We start from the raw sequence: 16,930 nt of genomic DNA on the forward strand, positions 1-16,930 counted from the left end.
AACTATTTTCACTCAGCCATCACCCTGGCTGAGCCAGCCTAGAAGGAACATTATGAGCGTGCTCAACCTCGCCGCGGCGACGGCTGACACGGCGATTCCGGAATCTACTGGATTCACCGTCGCAGTCGGCGTTATTGGCGTCCTGTTGTCCCTGCCCTGCTGGTTCATCTTTATTAAGGGATTCACCCATATGGTGAAGACCATCATGGTGGGCCAAAAGACGTACGGTCACACCGGTGAATGGGGAACCCGTATTTGGACCATGATCCGAGAGATCGTCGGTCACACCAAGATGGCCAAGAAGCCCGGCGTTGCTGTGGCTCACTGGTTCGTCATGGTGGGCTTCCTCCTCGGTTCCCTAGTGTGGTTCGAGGCGTACATTCAGACCTTCTGGCCCGCTGGCGGTTGGCCTCTTCTGAAGGACTGGACGGTCTGGCACTTCATTGACGAAATCCTCGGTCTGGGCACCACCCTGGGCATCCTGGCACTGATTCTCGTCCGCCAGACCAACCTGGGCAAGGAGCGCCTGAGCCGCTTCTACGGCTCCAACGCCAAGGCTGCCTACTTCGTTGAGACTGTCGTCCTCATCGAGGGCCTGGGCATGATGTTCGTCAAGGCTGCCAAGCTGGCTACCTACGGCGACCACGGTAACACTGGCGCCGAGGTCTGGACCTGGGCGAACTTCGTCACCGGTGGTATCGCACAGATTCTGCCGGCCTCCGAAGTCATGGTGTCCATCTTCGCGCTGATTAAGCTGCTGTCCGGTATGGTCTGGCTCTTCGTTGTTGGCCGCAACCTCACTTGGGGTGTCGCATGGCACCGCTTCCTGGCGTTCGCCAACATCCTGCTCAAGCGCAACGCTGACGGCTACAACGCCCTCGCTGGGGCTAAGCCGATGACCTCTAACGGCGAAATCCTGAACCTGGAAGAGGCTGACCCGGAGGTTGACTCCATGGGCACCGGCGTAGTCACCGACCACTCCTGGAAGGCTCTGCTGGACTTCACCTCCTGCACCGAGTGTGGTCGCTGCCAGGAGCAGTGCCCGGCATGGAACACTTCCAAGCCGCTGTCCCCGAAGCTGCTGGTTAACCAGCTGCGTGACCACGCTTACGCTTCTGCCCCGTACCTGTTGGCTGGCGAGACCATCGAAACCGCTCGCGAGGGCGAAGGTGCTGGCGCAGCACTCCTGACCAAGCCGCTGGTTGGCGACGGCGACGAGGGCATCATCGACCAGGACGTTCTGTGGTCCTGCACCAACTGTGGTGCCTGTGTTGAGCAGTGCCCGGTTGACATTGAGCACATCGACCACATCGTTGATATGCGTCGCTACCAGGTCCTGGTGGAGTCGGACTTCCCGACCGAGCTGGCTGGCCTGTTCAAGAACCTTGAGACCAAGGGCAACCCGTGGGGCCAGAACGCTTCCACTCGCGCCGACTGGATCAATGAGGTCCGCAAGGAAGGCGTCGTTGTCCCGATTTGGGGCGAGGATGTCGAGAGCTTCGACGATACCGAGTACCTGTTCTGGGTCGGTTGTGCCGGTGCTTACGACGACAATGCGAAGAAGACCACCAAGGCTGTTGCAGAGATGCTTTACACCGCAGGTGTGAAGTACGCTGTGCTCTCCCAGGCCGAGGGTTGTACTGGCGACTCCGCTCGCCGTGCTGGTAACGAATTCCTCTTCCAGATGTTGGCTGAGCAGAACATCGAGCAGCTCGACGAGGTCTTCGACGGTGTGCCGCCTAAGCAGCGCAAGATTGTCGTCACCTGTGCGCACTGCTTCAACACCTTCAAGAACGAGTACCCGGAGCTGGGCGGACAGTACGAAGTTGTCCACCACACCCAGCTGCTGAACAAGCTGGTTCGTGCTAACCGCCTGCAGCCGGTTGCTTCGGGTCAGGGCCGCCAGGTCACCTACCACGACCCATGCTTCCTGGGCCGCCACAACAAGGTATTCGAAGCTCCGCGTGAGCTGATTGGCGCGTCCGGCGCCAACCTCGTCGAAATGCCACGTAATAAGAACACCGGCTTCTGCTGTGGTGCTGGTGGCGCTCGCATGTGGATGGAAGAGACCATCGGTCAGCGCATCAACGTAAACCGCACCGAAGAGGCTGTCGGAACCGGCGCTGAGGCAATTGCCATCGGCTGCCCGTTCTGTAAGACGATGATGAACGATGGCGTCAACAATGTCATCGAGGACGACGAGAAGAAGCCGGAGGTCCTGGACATCGCCCAGATGCTCCGCGACTCCGTGAAGGTCGACGGCGAGCTGCCGCAGGCACGCGAACCGGAGTGGATTGAGCAGCCGGAGCGTGGCTGGGTCGATCCGAAGAAGGCTGAAGAGGAAGAGCGTCAGCGCCTCGAGGAAGAGGAAGCTAAGCGCAAGAAGGCTGAGGCTGCCGAGAAGAAGAAGGCAGAGAAGGCTTCCGCTGCCGGCGCTGGTGCCGCAGCTGCTGGTGCTGCTGCAGGCGCTGCCGCCAAGGGTGGCGCTCCGACTCCGGGTGGTGCTCCGAAGCCGGGTGGTGCCAAGGGCGGCGCACCGACCCCAGGTGGTGCCAAGAAGGGCGCTCCGACTCCGGGTGGTGCTCCAAAGCCAGGCGGTGCCAAGGCCGGCGCACCAACTCCGGGTGGCGCCAAGAAGGGTGCTCCTGCTCCGGGTGGCGCTCCGAAGCCAGGCGGCGCCAAGGCCGGCGCCCCGGTTCCAGGTGGTGCAAAGGGCGGCGCCCCGACCCCAGGCGGTGCCAAGAAGGGTGCTCCAGCTCCGGGCGGCGCTCCGAAGCCAGGCGGAGCAAAGGCCGGCGCACCGGTTCCAGGTGGCGCTAAGAAGGGCGCTCCAGTTCCGGGCGGCGCCAAGGCCGCTAAGCCGGCCGCGCAGGCAGAGCCAGCAGCTGCAGAAACCGAAGCTCCGGCTGAGGCTCCGAAGGCAACCAAGGGCGCTCCGATTCCGGGTGGCGCACGCAAGGGTGCCCCGGTTCCAGGTGGTGCTAAGAAGGCAGCCCCGGCCGCCAAGCCGAAGGCCGAGGAAACCGCTCCCGCCGAGGACACCGCTGCTGAAGTAGCGGCCACCGAGTCCGAGCAGCCAGCAGCTGACCAGCCAGCAGCTGAGCAGCCGAAGACCGCATCCGGTGCTCCGGTTCCGGGCGGCGCACGCAAGGGCGCTCCAATCCCGGGTGGCGCACGCAAGGCCAAGCCAGTCGCTAGCACCCCTGCCCCGGCAGCAGAGGAAACCGAAGCTCAGGAGGCTCCTGCTCAGCCAGTGGCAGAGCAGGCTCCGGCGCAGCCAGAGGTTACTGAACAGCAGTCGGCGGAAGATGCCGCCTCCACCGAGCAGGCCACTGAGGCCCCAGCCGAGGAGACGCAGGCGCCGTCGGCAAGCGCTAAGAACCTTCCGCGCAACCAGCACGGAGTTCCGCTGCCAGGATCGGCGCGTCGTAAGTAGCACTCGCTAAGTAAGCAAAAATCCGCCCGAGAGGTTATTCTTCCCGGGCGGATTTTTTGTGCTTTACGACGACCCCTGCGCCACGGCATTAATCATGCAAATGGCACTCTCAACCGCACTGACAATATATTGATTACTGCATATTGATTACTGCATCCCGTTAGAGATGACCGCGTTGTGGTGTGGAAAGAGGTCTTGGCGTAGTGATTAAGAAATCGCTGTCACAGATAAGGGGCTTTCTGAGGACTCCGGGGTCAGTGGAGATGGTCATTGCGCTGATCCTCACTGCTCTCGATGCGCTAATTTTCCGCGAGAGCAACTCTGATCTATTGTTGCCGACCATTATCGGTGGCCTTCAGGTCATTCTTGTTGCAGTGGCGACGTATTTGCCGCTCTTTGCCATGGTGGTTGTCCCAGCGAATTTCTTGGCGTTGACTTTCCTTCCCACAGAGCAGGCTCCAATGCAGATTTTCTGCGCGCTTCTCATCGTGGAAGTGATGCGTGCTAACAACAACAAGATGCCGGCGAGAATCACTGCGTTGCTGTTGTTGGTGATTTCAAACTACGACGTAAACACAAGTACTTTCGCACGCGACCATGTCGCGACCTTTGTGACAACACTGCTTTTTGTGATTGCCTACGCCATCGGCATGATGCGCAGCCGCTACAAAGAACAACGCCGGCGGGCAACGATTGAATCTAACCGCGCTCTGGAAGAACAACGCCTTGAGTTGGCGACCGTACTGCACGACTCCACCGCCAAGTCCTTTACTCGCGTAACCATGCTGGCGCAGGCGCTCGCCATCGAGCGAGAAGGGTCCGATGAAAAACTTGAAGAATCCCTGGAGGACATCGCAGAGACCTCCCGAGAAGGCCTGCTACAGCTTCGCCAGTTGCTTTCATTGCTGAAATCAGCTGACGACGAGAGTTCTTTGACCTCAGCTATCGGCCAGGATGAGCGAGTTCCCAGCATGAACAAGGTGCTCCAACAGGCCAAGGATGAACTGCAGGAAGCTGGGTTTAACGTTTCGCTGGCCACGAAGATTGAAACCGAGCCCTCTTTGACGCAGATTTCAGAGGTTATCTCGCCGGCGCTGTCGGAGTTCTGCACGAACATTCAGAAGTACGGCGAACCGCAAACGAACGTTCACATTCTGGCGCTGAGCAATGAGGAAGATGGCTTCACGCTCGACATCAGCAATCAGATATCGAAGGCGCTACCGCATTTTCTGCCGCGGGCGATGCTCTCGAGCGGTTTGGGGCTTTCCTCACTGCATCGGCGAGTGCGACCGTGGGACGGTTCCATCACGTCAGAACGAGAAGGAAATGTGTGGAATTGCAAACTCCACATGCCACCTACCAACCAGTAGGTTACGCTAGCGTAAGATTGATGTAGTAGCCGCCTGTGACGAAGATATCTCTCGAAAAGTCCTGGTTAGCGTAGTAATATCACACGATGACAGATATTGTTCGGTTTTTATAACTTCTATGAAAGGTTCGCGGATGTCTGACATTAAGGTTCTCATTGTCGACGACGACCCACTCGTACTCTCGACGCTGCGAACCTATTTCAAGAAGGCACCGCATATCACCGTGGTCGATGAAGCCAGCGATGGCCACGAGGCTCTCAACATTATTGCCCGTGGTGGCGTTGACGTAGTTTTGACCGATATTCATATGCCCAACATGGACGGCGTTGAGCTACTTGAGCGCATTAAGAAGGTGGAGAATCCACCGAAATTCATCGCTATCACCTCATTTGATACCGATGAAACAATGCTGAAAATCTTGAGTCTCGGCGGAAATGGCTACATTCTCAAAACTGCCCGCCCGGAATCTGTCATTGGCACAGTTGAAGATGTCTTCCAGGGTGGCACCGTCATCTCGCCGATATCTGCGACTCGGCTGATTAAAACTCTGCCGTCCCGCAACATTTCCTCGTACAAGATCACTCAAGCCGAGCGAGAGGTTCTCGGCCTAATCTGCCGCGGTAAGTCAAACCACGACATCGCCAAGGAACTCGGCAAGTCGCCGGGCACTATCAAGAAGCACCTCTCCAGCATGTTCAATAAGTTTGGAGCTACCTCTCGCCTGGACCTGGCGCTGAAAGCAATAGACGCAGGCTTCCACCCGCCGGCATCCGCTGCCGCAGAATAACCAGGGGCTCTGAGATTTGGCCGGTTAGCGGCTCTGAATTGAGCCTTTGCAGGCCCGAGATAGATAGCAAAAAGGGGCATATTCACTTTCGCGAATATGCCCCTTTTACCCGTGCTGAGTGTGGAGAGAGAACTGTGTAACTACTGGATCGTCACCTCGACATGTCGCTCGCGCGGAGCCACACCGAAGTAGCTGCGCCCAATTGGCTCCCACGTCTTCGAGTTGGCGTTGCAGCGAACTGTCTGTCCGGCGAACTCGTCAACCAGGAATCCCCAGCTCAGACGACCAGTTTCACCCTTGCGCACTTCGTATGGTCCGATCTTCTGCCCGAGGCTCCAAACCATCTCTCGGGAGTATTCCCAGGAGTACTTGCGGTTGAGCTCCTTGCTGACCTTCACACTGACAGAGATATTGGTCCACCACTTCTTGGTCTTGGACTCCTTGATGGTCTGCGTCAGCGGAATCGGCTCATCACCGATGTCATTCTTCGTAGAGACAACGCCCTCAACGTCGTAGCGAGAGCCGGTGATTTCCACGAACTCAGCCACCGAACCCGGAGCTTCACAAGTGGTTCCCGGTGCCGGACCGCGGTCAACTGCCGCCGGCTTGGGCACTGGTACCCACTCCTCCGGCGCGAACGGTTCACCGGCTCCTGGATTCGGGGCAGCCACCGCTGTCGGAGCACCGAGTCCGAGCGCAAAGACCGTCGTCAAGCACATGGCGACAACACGCTTTTTCATAACTGCTCCTAGTCGTTAATCGTGGCGGATGCCGGGCCGCCGTCACCGGAGTTACCGCTGACAGGCGCCCACTGCTGACGGTGCTCGCCCTCCTTGGTGGTCTTGTGCCAGACCACGAAGCGAGTCGACGGCCCCTTGCCGTTGTACTCACCGAAGTAGGGCTCACCGCGCCACAGGCCGGTCTTCTGGTCACAGGTGCGAACACGGCCAATGAAGGACTTCATGTGCACGCCGTAGTCTGCGCGAACGGTCTCACCGGGATTGACGGTCACCGGGCCCAGCTTGTCGCCAACCGACCACTGACTGACCTCGACGATGCCGTACTTGTTCTTCACCCCGTGGAGGAACACGTCCCACATATTTCCGGAGCTCATGGCCTTTACGGACTCGTTGACTCCCTCTGTCACCTCGAGGGTGTACTGAATCGGGCGGTCAGTGCGGTTGGTGAATGAGTTAGTGCCGTTGTAGCGGTCCCATTCGTCGGTAATCCACTGTTCCCAGGGGTGACGCTTGGCATCCTTGACCGGGTCACATTTATCCGTATTGGTGAAACCGGTGTGGTGCTCATCCTGGTCAGGGGTCTGGGTCAGCGGGGTCGCCGCGGCCTGTCCGACGATGCCTGGTGCAAGAAGACTTGCACCCATCACCGCGCAGGCCAGGGCCTTCTTTTTCAGGCTCAACATGGAGAAACTTCCTTCTGCTTCGAGGCTTTAGGGGCTCTGGCCGCCTTAAACGGCGTACTCCTTGACCTGCGGAGCAGCACCGTCCACGGAGCGATCAGCTTCGTTGGCGCGCATGGAAACGCGAATGTGACGCTCCTTCGGGATGGTGCCCCAGTACGGACGACCTGCGTCGATCCACTTTCCGCCCTTACAGGTCAGGTGAGTGCCTTCGAAGGACTGGTTCAGGAAGCCATACTCCAGAACACCGGTGTAGCCAGGCTTGACTGGGTACGGGCCGAGGGTCTGGCCAACTTCCCAGGTCTGAGTGGACTGGTAGCCGGCACTGAAGGTGACGTGGAAGAGCTTGAGCAGATCAAAGTCGACCGAACCGCCGACGTTCCAGGACTTGGTCTTGCCTTCCTTCAGGGTCTGGGTCAGCGGCAGGTCGGTGTCGCCGTAGTTAGCGACAGTCGCAGTACCTTCGACCTCGAACTTCGAGCCGGTGATCTTCAGGGACTGGCCGGACTGGCCTTCAACGGAGCAGGTGCCACCGACGGTACCCGGGGTAGGGGCTGGGGCAGCTTCGGCCATCGGGGCGACAGCCAGCGAGGACATGGTAACCAGGGCTGCAATGGAGCCGGAGAGCAGGGTCTTCTTCACGGCGAAATCCTTTCAGGATGTGACGAGCAACTCGTAAGGAAATACTTGAACTGACACCTGCAAAGGTAAGTCGAAATTCAGCGTTTTGTAATGGAAAATTTTCGACGCGCTTTACGACAGCCACAGCGATTATCCACATAGCAAAAATGGAATCCCACCGATTTCTGTCACGCGAAAATACGGCATCCAATTGCCGTTGACCAGCAATTATGGGCACCACAATAAGATTTCGGCGATTAATTTAATCGCACCAGAACTACACCTTTTGAACCAATTCAAAAATGCCTCGGTCGGCCACTTGGTACTAGACAATCAACATTTCGGCCACTAGCCCACCTACATAAAGACACCAGAGAGTAGCCGAATGGCCACCCCCAGGCGCGGGCAGGTAGAGAGACCTCCACACTTCACACTCTTGATTAAATAGTTATGATTTCTTTATTAATCACTGGCGAAGTCCGGCAGTCCACAAAGCCCTGACACTTTGCCGAGGCAGATATCTTTCGGAGTACTACCTAATGTTTCGACGCACTTCTGTTCTTGCTACCACCATTGCATCCGCAGCACTTTCCCTGGGCGCGCTGACCGGCGCCCCGACCGCTACCGCAGCACCGACAGCTACGACCAGCAGCGACGACCTGCAGGTTAAGGAATACGCTCTTTCCGATACCTTCTCTTGCGACTACTACAACCTCCCGTGGTGCCGCTAAAGAGCGCTGACCCCCTACCCCTCCTCTGCCGCCCCTTCACGTGAGCGCGGCTACTTCGCGGTGCCGTCGAGCCCCTCTAGAAGTGTGGCAAAATCCGTGACGTTAGTATCCACCCGCGTGTTTGTACTGCGTCGCCTGTTCGGCGCGCTGGCACCCTGATTCCCCTCGCTGGCCCCGCCCGCTGAATGCGCTGCACCCTTTTCTTCAGCTTCGTTCCCAAAATCTGGACCAAAACCGACTACTGCCGAGCGAACACCGACAAGGTACTCGGCAAGCTCACGAGCTGCACGCACGACGCGATTGCTCATCTCCGCGCCGGATACTCCGCCGGCACCATCGCCAGCGCCAAAGTCCTCAGTGGCTGCAAATACAGCAGTCGGCATAACGGTGCCGCGAAGGTAGCTAAACAGCGGACGCATCGCATACTCCAGCACCAATGAATGCCGCGCTGTGCCAGCCGTCGCAGCAATAATGACCGGCATGGAGGTCAGCGCATCCTTATCCAGGGCGTCGAAAAACATTTTGAACAGCCCCGAGTAGGATGCTGCGAACACCGGGGTCGCGGCAATCAATCCATCAGCACCGCTGACAGTATCGAGGGCGGCGCGCAATTTTTCGTCGTAAAGCCCTGTGGACATCGCCGTGCCGAGGCTGACAGCGAGTTCGCGCAGCTCGACGTACTCGATCTCGAGGCCTTCGCCGCGCTTGGAGACCTGCACGTTAACAGCTTCCGCGATGCGATTGGCGAGGATGCGCGTGGTCGATGGATCGGAAACGCCAGCGCTTACGACGACGAGGTTTTTCACTGCTGATTCCTTTCCGCCGGGCGGACCAGCAGGTGCGGGGAATCTGCGCCTTCGGCGACGAGCGAGGCGTGCGTCGGCGGGTCGGAGGGCACGTGTGCCGGACGGCGGCGCTCGAACTCTTCACGCAGGACCGGAACGATTTCGGTTCCCAGGATCTCAACCTGCTCCAACGCGATCTCCAGCGGCAGGCCGGCGTGATCGATGAGGAAAAGCTGGCGCTGGTAGTCACCAACGGCATCTGCATAGCCCAGGTAACGTTCGATGATTTGCTCAGGCGTGCCGACGGTCAGTGGAGTGATGTTCTCGAATTCTTCCAACGATGGCCCATGTCCATAGACCGGGGCATTGTCGAAGTAGGGGCGGAAAATTTCCTTGGCTTTCTTTTCCGTCTCAGCGGCGAAGACCTGCCCACCAAGTCCGACAATTGCCTGATCAGCAGCACCATGACCGTAGTGCTCATAGCGCTGGCGGTAGAGATTGACCATGGCTGTGGTGTGCTCGATATTCCAGAAAATGTGATTATGGAAGAAGCCGTCCCCATAGAAGGCGGCCTGCTCAGCAATCTCAGTGGAGCGGATTGAGCCGTGCCACACGAAAGGTGCTACACCGTCGAGCGGGCGCGGTGTGGACGTAAATGACTGCAGCGGAGTGCGGAATTGACCTTGCCAATCCACATTCTCCTCACGCCAAAGGGTGCGCAGTAGGTGATAGTTCTCGATGGCCAGCGGAATTCCCTTGCGAATATCCTTGCCAAACCACGGATAAACAGGCCCGGTGTTGCCGCGGCCCATCATGAGATCAATGCGACCTTCGGAAAGGTGCTGGAGGTAGGCGTAATCCTCGGCGATGCGCACGGGGTCGGTGGTGGTAATCAGCGTTGTCGAAGTCGACAGAATCAGATTTTCGGTCTGTGCTGCGAGGTTGGCTAATAAAATCGGCGGATTCGCCGGTGCCACAAACGGTGGATTGTGGTGCTGGCCAGTAGCAAATACATCGAGGCCGACCTCTTCGGCCTTCTTCGCTAGGGCGACAGTTGCCTTAATGCGCTCATGTTCAGTAGGGATTTGTCCAGTCGTGGGATCTTTTGTGACGTCGCCAATTGTAAAAATTCCGAATTGCATAATTCTCAATCCTAAATAGCAGTTGTTGACATGTCAACGCCTGTTATGCTGGGCATAAGCACTTAAAACGACTCCATATGAACCGCCTCCAACCAAAGGAGCCTCGCCCAGCCATGACAAAACCCCGAACCGATCGCCCGACCGGATGTGCGCTTCTAAAAAATATTCGGCATTTTCTTTGACCTTTGTTGACACATCATCACATCTAGAGTTATCGTTGACACGTCAACACCGGAAGTTGGTTCCGGCGGACAAAAATACTTCGAAACATTCGAGATACTTTTAACTTTTAGGAGATTCACTATGGCTCTTCAGTCTGGCAACTACGTTCTTGATGCACAGCACTCCACCGTTGGATTCACCGTTCGTCACGCAATGATCACTAAGGTCCACGGTCAGTTCACTGAGTTTGAGTCCGTTATTAATTTTGATGCCGACAAGCCGGAGAATTCCACGGCAAAGGCGACCATTCAGGCGAACTCCATCAACACCAACAATGAAGAGCGCGACAACCACCTGCGCTCGAAGGACTTCTTCGGCACCGACGAAAACCCGACCTTCGAATTCGTTTCCACCGCTATCGAGCTCCAGAGCGAAGAAAAGGCCACCGTTACCGGCGACCTAACCATCAACGGCATCACCAAGCCGGTCACCCTGGATGTCGACATTTTCGGCTCCGCTGAAGACCCATGGGGTCAGACTCGCGTTGGCTTCGAGGCAGCCACCAAGATTGACCGCACCGATTTCGGCATCGATTACAACGCTCCTATTAAGACTGGCGGCCTGCTCCTTGGCAACGAGATTTCCCTGCAGATCGACGGCTCCGCAGTTAAGCAGTAACTAGCAGCCAGAACCCCAGCTGCCCGCACCCCAGTAAAGCGTCCTGCATCCTCATGCAGGGCGCTTTTGCGCAATCAATGTGCAATTAATCTGCCCCCGCTGTGAGAAAAGCATGGTGCGGGAGCAAAAAAGTGGCATGCTTAGACAGGTGAGTTCCAGTAAAGACACTTCCCAGGGCACCGAAACCACCAACGAGACAACGCAGGACGCTCAGACTGCGCAGGCCGCTCAGGCCGAGCAGTCCCGCGCCGCCCGCGTTGCCGCCCGTCGTGGAAACATCAAGGCACCTCGCCGCACTCCGCTGAAGACACTGGACCAATCCTCCAAGCTGCAGAACGTCCTCTACGACATTCGCGGTCCGGTGACTACTCTCGCCGAGCAGATGGAGGCCGACGGCCACCGCATCATGATGCTCAACACTGGCAATCCGGCGAAGTTCGGCTTTGATGCACCTGACACCATCGTGCAGGACATGGTCCGGGCCCTCCCCCACGCACAGGGCTACTCCGAGTCCAAGGGTATTTACTCCGCACGCCGTGCCGTCGTCACGCGCTATGAGATGGACCCGGATTTCCCCCGTTTCGACGTCAACGACGTCTGGCTGGGCAACGGCGTCTCCGAGCTGATTTCCATCACCACGCAGGCGCTGCTCAACGAGGGCGATGAGGTCCTCATTCCAGCTCCGGATTACCCGCTCTGGACTGCAGCAACCACCCTCGCCGGCGGCAAGGCCGTCCACTACACGTGCGATGAGGAGAATAACTGGGCCCCGGATGTCGAAGACATTCGCTCGAAGGTGACGGATCGCACGAAGGCTATTGTCATCATCAACCCGAACAATCCGACCGGCGCGGTCTACACACGCCAGACGCTCGAAGCCATCGTCGATATCGCTCGTGAGCACTCACTCCTGCTGCTTTCCGACGAAATCTACGACCGCATCCTCTACGACGATGCAGAGCACATTTCCACTGCCTCCTTGGCCCCGGATTTGCTCTGTATCACCTTCAACGGCTTGTCCAAGACCTACCGTGTGGCCGGTTACCGCGCGGGCTGGATGGTGCTGACTGGCCCGAAGCGCCACGCAGAGGGCTTTATCGAGGGCATCAACTTGCTGGCCAGCACCCGTCTATGCCCGAATGTCCCTGCTCAACACGGCATTCAGGTGGCACTCGGCGGCTACCAGTCCATCGAGGACTTGATCTTGCCAGGCGGTCGCCTGCTGGAGCAGCGCAATGTCGCCTACGAGGGACTGACCTCAATTCCGGGCGTAAGCTGCGTGAAGCCGATGGGAGCAATGTACGCATTCCCGAAGCTGGATCCGAACGTCTACGAAATCCACGATGACGAGAAGCTGATGCTCGACATCCTGCGTGAAGAGAAGATCCTGATGGTCGGCGGCTCTGGCTTCAACTACCCGACGCCGGATCACTTCCGAATTGTCACCCTGCCGTGGGCACGCGACCTGAAGGAAGCTATCGAGCGCCTAGGCAACTTCCTGGTCAGCTACAAGCAATAGCAGTACTTAAGGTTGCGCACGCTACTGGTTCTGCCCTTCTCACATATCGATGCGCTATTCACTTATGGACACACTGGAGCGCATCGATGAGTGAGTATTGCATCGATAGGTGGGCCATAGCGCTGATGACTACGGCTCGGCGCGCCGGAATGGCGGTACGCCTTCCGGTGCTGGTGCAGCGATTAGGTTATTAAGGGTGGGCAGGCATTCAAAAGATTCAATGAACTCTGACAACCAGCAACCTTTTCGCGTTGCTCCGGGTTCCGACATAGGTGCGCATCTCGACGTACTGAAGAACTCGAACAACGGCTCCCCTACCGGCCGGTTCCGGGCTGTCAATGCCGCGAATCAACCCAACTCTGCAACTTCGGCTGCCCCAGCACGACATGCAGAGCCTGCCGCACATTCAAAACCAGCACCGGCACGGCAAAACGAACCTGCGCAAGCCAAACCAAAACCAACGAAACCGCGGCACAACCCCACAAGAGCACGTCGCTTGCTGGCCACAGTTCTCACAGTTGCTGGTATTGCCACTTTCCTCGCAGTGATTGGGCTCTGGCCATCGGGTGAAGCTCCGAGCCCAGGGCCGGGATTCCTGCAGTCACAGACGTCAGCTGCAGAGACGGTTAAGGGAACCGTCGTAAAGCACAGCGTCGGCGCGTGCAATTCGCCTGACAACGGACGCGTCTTCGATGACCAGCCGCGGCCAGGACTGGCGGCCTCCCTCAATGACCCCGCGGCGCCGAAGTGCCAGCTCTCGGTCATTGAGCTGACCTCGGGTCCAGACGAGGGCAAGAAGACTCTTTTGGAGGCATCCGGCCTGCCCGGCGAGATTGAGCTGGCGGAGGGCGACAAGGTCGTCCTGGCAATTCACCGCCCAAACGCGGCCGGTACCGGAGCTGTCGACAATGGTGCCGTGCCGGATCCGGGGTTGATGACACCAGCTCCTGGCGTTGTTCCCGCGCCTGCCCCTGAGGGAGCAGAGGGGGAGCCTGCTCCTGATGCTGAGGCTCCGGCACCGACTCCGGCACCAGCTCCGGCACCAGCTCCGGCCCCGGAGCAGGAACCAGCACCTGAATCCGGCGCAGAAGCTCCTGCTGCTCCTGCTCCACCCGCACCACCTGCCCCCGAGGCTCCCGCGGCCGACACTAACGTCGTCGATCTCGCACCTCATCAGGTTGTCGACACCGCTAGCATCGGGAACACCTACACCTTCCTGGACATGGATCGCACCACGACAATCTGGTTGTGGCTCGGCGCGGCAGTACTTCTCATCATCCTCGTCGGCATGACTCGCGGGGTCTTGAGCCTCATTGGTCTTGGCATCACGCTGGCCGCAGTGATGGGATTCCTGGTTCCGGCACTGCTACGCGGTGGCGATCCTGTGGCCTTGGCTATCACGGCGGGCGCGGCGATCCTCTTCCCGGTGCTCTTCCTCGTACATGGCATCAATTGGAAGTCAGCTTCCGCACTGGCGGGAACACTCACCACGATGGTACTGGCGGCGGGCCTGGCCAACCTCGCTATCTCCACGTCGCAGCTACGTGGTCTCGGCAACGAGGACAACCTGCTCATTCAGCTTTACCTGCCTGACGTCTCCGTCACAGGTCTGCTTCTGGCGGGATTCATCATCGGCGCGTTGGGCGTGCTTAACGACGTCACCATCGCCCAGGCCTCGACCGTCCAGGAGCTTTACGAAGCAGCTCCGCGGTCGCGGCCTATGGAGGTCTTCCGCTCGGCAATGCGCGTCGGTCGCGACCACATCGCGTCGATGGTCTACACACTGGTACTGGCGTACCTCGGCACCGCACTGCCGCTATCGATTTTGTTAAGCGTCTCCGACCGGCCGCTGATGCAGTCGTTGACCTCCGATGTCGTGGCCACAGAGCTGCTGCGTTCCACCATCGGTGCGGTGGCTTTGGTACTCGCAGTGCCGATTACCACCCTCATCGCCGCCTATACCGTGGCCCCGGAGGGTATGAAGTTTCCGAAGCGCTCGAGGGCAGCTAGCATTTAGCCGCGGCCGAGGCAGGTGACATCCCAGCCTGCGGCACGCCACTGATCTGCTGGCAGGCAGTTGCGGCCGTCGAGCACCGCTGCGCGCTTGACCAGCTTCTTCGCAGCCACCGGGTCGATGTCGCGGAACTGCTGCCACTCGGTAGCGACGACAACCATCTCCGAGCCTTCCAGAGCTGCTTCGATGCTCGGTGCGTACTCCAAGGTCGGGAAATTCTTCTTGGCGTTCTCCATGGCCTGCGGGTCGTAAACGCTTACCGAAGCGCCCGCCAGAGACAGCGAACCGGCAATCGACAGCGCCGGGGAGTCACGCACATCGTCAGAGTTCGGCTTGAAAGCCGCACCCAGCACGGTCACGGTGTGGCCGAGCAGCGAGCCGCCGAAGCTACCGCGTACCAGGTCAACGGTCTTTTCACGGCGACGCATGTTGATTGCATCGACCTCACGCAGGAAGGTCAGCGCCTGGTCAACGCCCAGCTCACCGGCGCGGGCCATGAATGCGCGGATATCCTTCGGCAGGCAACCGCCGCCGAAGCCCAGACCCGCGTTGAGGAAGCGGCGACCAATTCGGGCGTCCATACCGATGGCGTCGGCAAGCGTAGTGATATCCGCACCTGTGACCTCACAGATTTCAGAGACCGCGTTGATGAAGGAAATCTTGGTGGCGAGGAATGCGTTCGCCGACACCTTCACCAGCTCTGCGGTGGCAGTGTCCGCGACGATAAGCGGCGTCTCGCGCTCGAAGATAGGACCGAAGCACTCGCGCAGGCTGGCCTCGGCAATCGATTCGACCTCCTGACCAGCACCATTGAGGATCATGCCCGGCTTCTGGGTGCCCAGCACCACACGGTCCGGCTCGAGAGTGTCCTTTACTGCGAAGCCCTCACGCAGGAACTCCGGGTTCCAGGCGATTTCGAGGCTGGTGTTTTTCAACTGCTCATCACCAGCTGCTGCGCGCTCACTGATCATCTTCGCAGCCAGCTCCTGCAAGCGCGGTGCGGTACCGACGGGCACAGTGGACTTACCAAACACTAAATGCTTGCCGACGACGCGCTTGGCCAATTCGGTAACAGCTGCGTCCACATAGCGAACATCGGCTGCGTACGAGCCCTTGACCTGCGGAGTTCCGACACCTACGAAGTGGACGTTCGCAAATTCAACAGCCTCGTCGTAGTTAGTGGTGAAACGTAGTCGCCCCGACTCAACGTGCTTCTTTAGCAGTTCGGGCAAGCCGGGTTCAAAGAAAGGAACTTGGCCTGCGGACAATGCCTCAATCTTGGCGGGATCAACATCTACGCCGAGAACCTCGTGGCCTAACTCCGCCATCGCCGCGGCATGAGTGGCGCCAAGGTAACCCGTACCAATAACCGTAATACGCATAAGGGCTATTATTTATCGAAAGATAAAAGGCCCTCAAGCCGATTTAACCCTTAAATGGTGTGAACTAAAGGCCCATATTTAGGCTTTTCACCTGCGGAAACTCTTTATTGAACAATTGTTTCCATTTCTTCACCGAGAATTCACTCGGGGCTATTCACAATTCATTTATATTCCGAGTTCATATCCCGAGTTTCAGGTGCCTTATTCCTCATCACGGAAGTTCAGGTACGCACGCGACGGCGTCGGGCCGCGCTGCCCCTGATACTTCGAACCGAGCTTGCCGGAACCGTAAGGCACTTCTGCCGGCGAGGACATCTTGAACAGTGCCAGCTGGCCGACCTTCATATTTGGCCACAGTGCGATAGGCAAGTTCGCCACATTGGATAGCTCCAGCGTGATGTGACCTGAAAACCCTGGATCAATAAAGCCGGCGGTCGAGTGCGTTGCCAGGCCCAGACGCCCCAGCGAAGACTTACCTTCCAGGCGGCCTGCCAAGTTCGGAGGAATAGTGAAGTACTCCAGGGTCGATGCCAGGACGAACTCGCCCGGGTGAAGAATGAAGGGCTGCCCTTCTGGAACCTCGTGCGGGGACGTCAGTTCTTCCTGCGGCAACTTCGGATCGATGTGCGTGTACTGCGAGTTGTTAAAAACTCGGAAGAACTTGTCCAGACGCACGTCGATGGACGAAGGCTGAATCATCTTCGGGTCAAAAGGATCAATGCCGAGATGGCCGGAGCCTTCGGCATCGATAGCGGCACGAATATCACGATCTGAGAGCAACACATAGACCAGCTTAACCGCTCTGTAATGCACAGCGTGCGCGGGTTGCAGGATATGCCCGCGATAAATTCAGCGGAGCTGCTGCCAACCAATTTTTTCGACG

At 58.4% G+C, this 16,930-nt stretch carries 14 protein-coding genes; 7 read left to right on the forward strand and 7 right to left on the reverse strand.

The genetic code is table 11. From position 1 onward, the window contains the following. Positions 1-52: 52 nt before the first annotated feature. The 3 genes from CRD18_RS01100 to CRD18_RS01110 all read left to right on the forward strand — a co-directional run bounded on the left by CRD18_RS01100 (position 53) and on the right by CRD18_RS01110 (position 5,593). Entirely contained in the window at positions 53-3,436 is a 3,384-nt protein-coding gene (locus CRD18_RS01100; RefSeq protein ID WP_070767111.1) for a heterodisulfide reductase-related iron-sulfur binding cluster, read from the forward strand. 263 nt (positions 3,437-3,699) lie between these two features. Continuing rightward, the gene (locus CRD18_RS01105; protein WP_222867644.1) at positions 3,700-4,806 is read left to right on the forward strand and encodes a histidine kinase; all 1,107 of its coding nucleotides are present in this window, start codon (positions 3,700-3,702) and stop codon (positions 4,804-4,806) included. Between the two features lie 133 nt (positions 4,807-4,939). Beyond that, a complete protein-coding gene (locus tag CRD18_RS01110) occupies positions 4,940-5,593 on the forward strand; it encodes a response regulator transcription factor (RefSeq protein WP_016421571.1) in 654 nt (217 codons plus the stop codon). A gap of 140 nt (positions 5,594-5,733) precedes the next feature. Here the strand turns inward: CRD18_RS01110 and CRD18_RS01115 are convergent, their stop codons facing one another. Genes CRD18_RS01115 through CRD18_RS01125 form a run of 3 tightly spaced genes read right to left on the reverse strand, consistent with a single transcriptional unit; the run spans position 5,734 to position 7,655 of the window. Next, positions 5,734-6,333, reverse strand: coding sequence for a hypothetical protein (locus CRD18_RS01115; protein WP_005511781.1), 600 nt, complete (start codon positions 6,331-6,333; stop codon positions 5,734-5,736). An 8-nt stretch (positions 6,334-6,341) separates the two neighbouring features. Then, positions 6,342-7,016 carry a hypothetical protein gene (locus CRD18_RS01120; RefSeq protein WP_005511744.1) on the reverse strand — a complete coding sequence of 225 codons (675 nt, stop codon included), beginning with the start codon at positions 7,014-7,016 and terminating at the stop codon, positions 6,342-6,344. Positions 7,017-7,061: 45 nt separating this feature from the next. After that, positions 7,062-7,655: a hypothetical protein gene (locus tag CRD18_RS01125; RefSeq protein WP_016421574.1), complete on the reverse strand. Its 594-nt coding sequence runs from the start codon at positions 7,653-7,655 to the stop codon at positions 7,062-7,064. Between the two features lie 518 nt (positions 7,656-8,173). Here CRD18_RS01125 and CRD18_RS01130 point away from each other — a divergent pair. Next, positions 8,174-8,365, forward strand: coding sequence for a hypothetical protein (locus CRD18_RS01130; RefSeq protein ID WP_049171743.1), 192 nt, complete (start codon positions 8,174-8,176; stop codon positions 8,363-8,365). Positions 8,366-8,415: 50 nt separating this feature from the next. Here CRD18_RS01130 and CRD18_RS01135 read toward each other — a convergent pair whose 3' ends face one another. Together CRD18_RS01135 and CRD18_RS01140 are read right to left on the reverse strand one after the other, a co-directional pair. Next, positions 8,416-9,171, reverse strand: a complete 756-nt coding sequence (locus CRD18_RS01135) for an FMN reductase (protein WP_070605314.1) — start codon at positions 9,169-9,171, stop codon at positions 8,416-8,418. Beyond that, entirely contained in the window at positions 9,168-10,292 is a 1,125-nt protein-coding gene (locus CRD18_RS01140) for a CE1758 family FMN-dependent luciferase-like monooxygenase (RefSeq protein ID WP_187406441.1), read from the reverse strand. The genes CRD18_RS01135 and CRD18_RS01140 overlap by 4 nt, the downstream gene beginning before the upstream one ends. A 303-nt stretch (positions 10,293-10,595) precedes the next feature. On the opposite strand from CRD18_RS01140, the gene CRD18_RS01145 reads away from it, so the two are divergent. From CRD18_RS01145 to CRD18_RS01155, 3 genes are all read left to right on the forward strand, one after another. Continuing rightward, complete coding sequence (locus CRD18_RS01145) at positions 10,596-11,132, forward strand: YceI family protein (RefSeq protein ID WP_016421578.1); 537 nt, start codon at positions 10,596-10,598, stop codon at positions 11,130-11,132. 148 nt (positions 11,133-11,280) lie between these two features. Next, a complete protein-coding gene (locus CRD18_RS01150) occupies positions 11,281-12,651 on the forward strand; it encodes a pyridoxal phosphate-dependent aminotransferase (RefSeq protein ID WP_269667829.1) in 1,371 nt (456 codons plus the stop codon). A gap of 496 nt (positions 12,652-13,147) precedes the next feature. After that, entirely contained in the window at positions 13,148-14,668 is a 1,521-nt protein-coding gene (locus CRD18_RS01155; protein ID WP_187406442.1) for a YibE/F family protein, read from the forward strand. Here CRD18_RS01155 and CRD18_RS01160 read toward each other — a convergent pair. Together CRD18_RS01160 and dcd are read right to left on the reverse strand one after the other, a co-directional pair. After that, a complete protein-coding gene (locus tag CRD18_RS01160) occupies positions 14,665-16,047 on the reverse strand; it encodes a UDP-glucose/GDP-mannose dehydrogenase family protein (RefSeq protein ID WP_088611761.1) in 1,383 nt (460 codons plus the stop codon). The two genes, CRD18_RS01155 and CRD18_RS01160, sit on opposite strands and share 4 nt — an antisense overlap. Positions 16,048-16,248: 201 nt before the next feature. After that, a complete protein-coding gene (gene dcd, locus CRD18_RS01165; RefSeq protein WP_038626826.1) occupies positions 16,249-16,830 on the reverse strand; it encodes a dCTP deaminase in 582 nt (193 codons plus the stop codon). Between the last annotated feature and the right edge of the window lie 100 nt (positions 16,831-16,930).

The sequence above is a fragment of the Corynebacterium sp. LK31 genome (genome assembly GCF_014335015.1).
Lineage (GTDB): Bacteria > Actinomycetota > Actinomycetes > Mycobacteriales > Mycobacteriaceae > Corynebacterium > Corynebacterium jeikeium_D.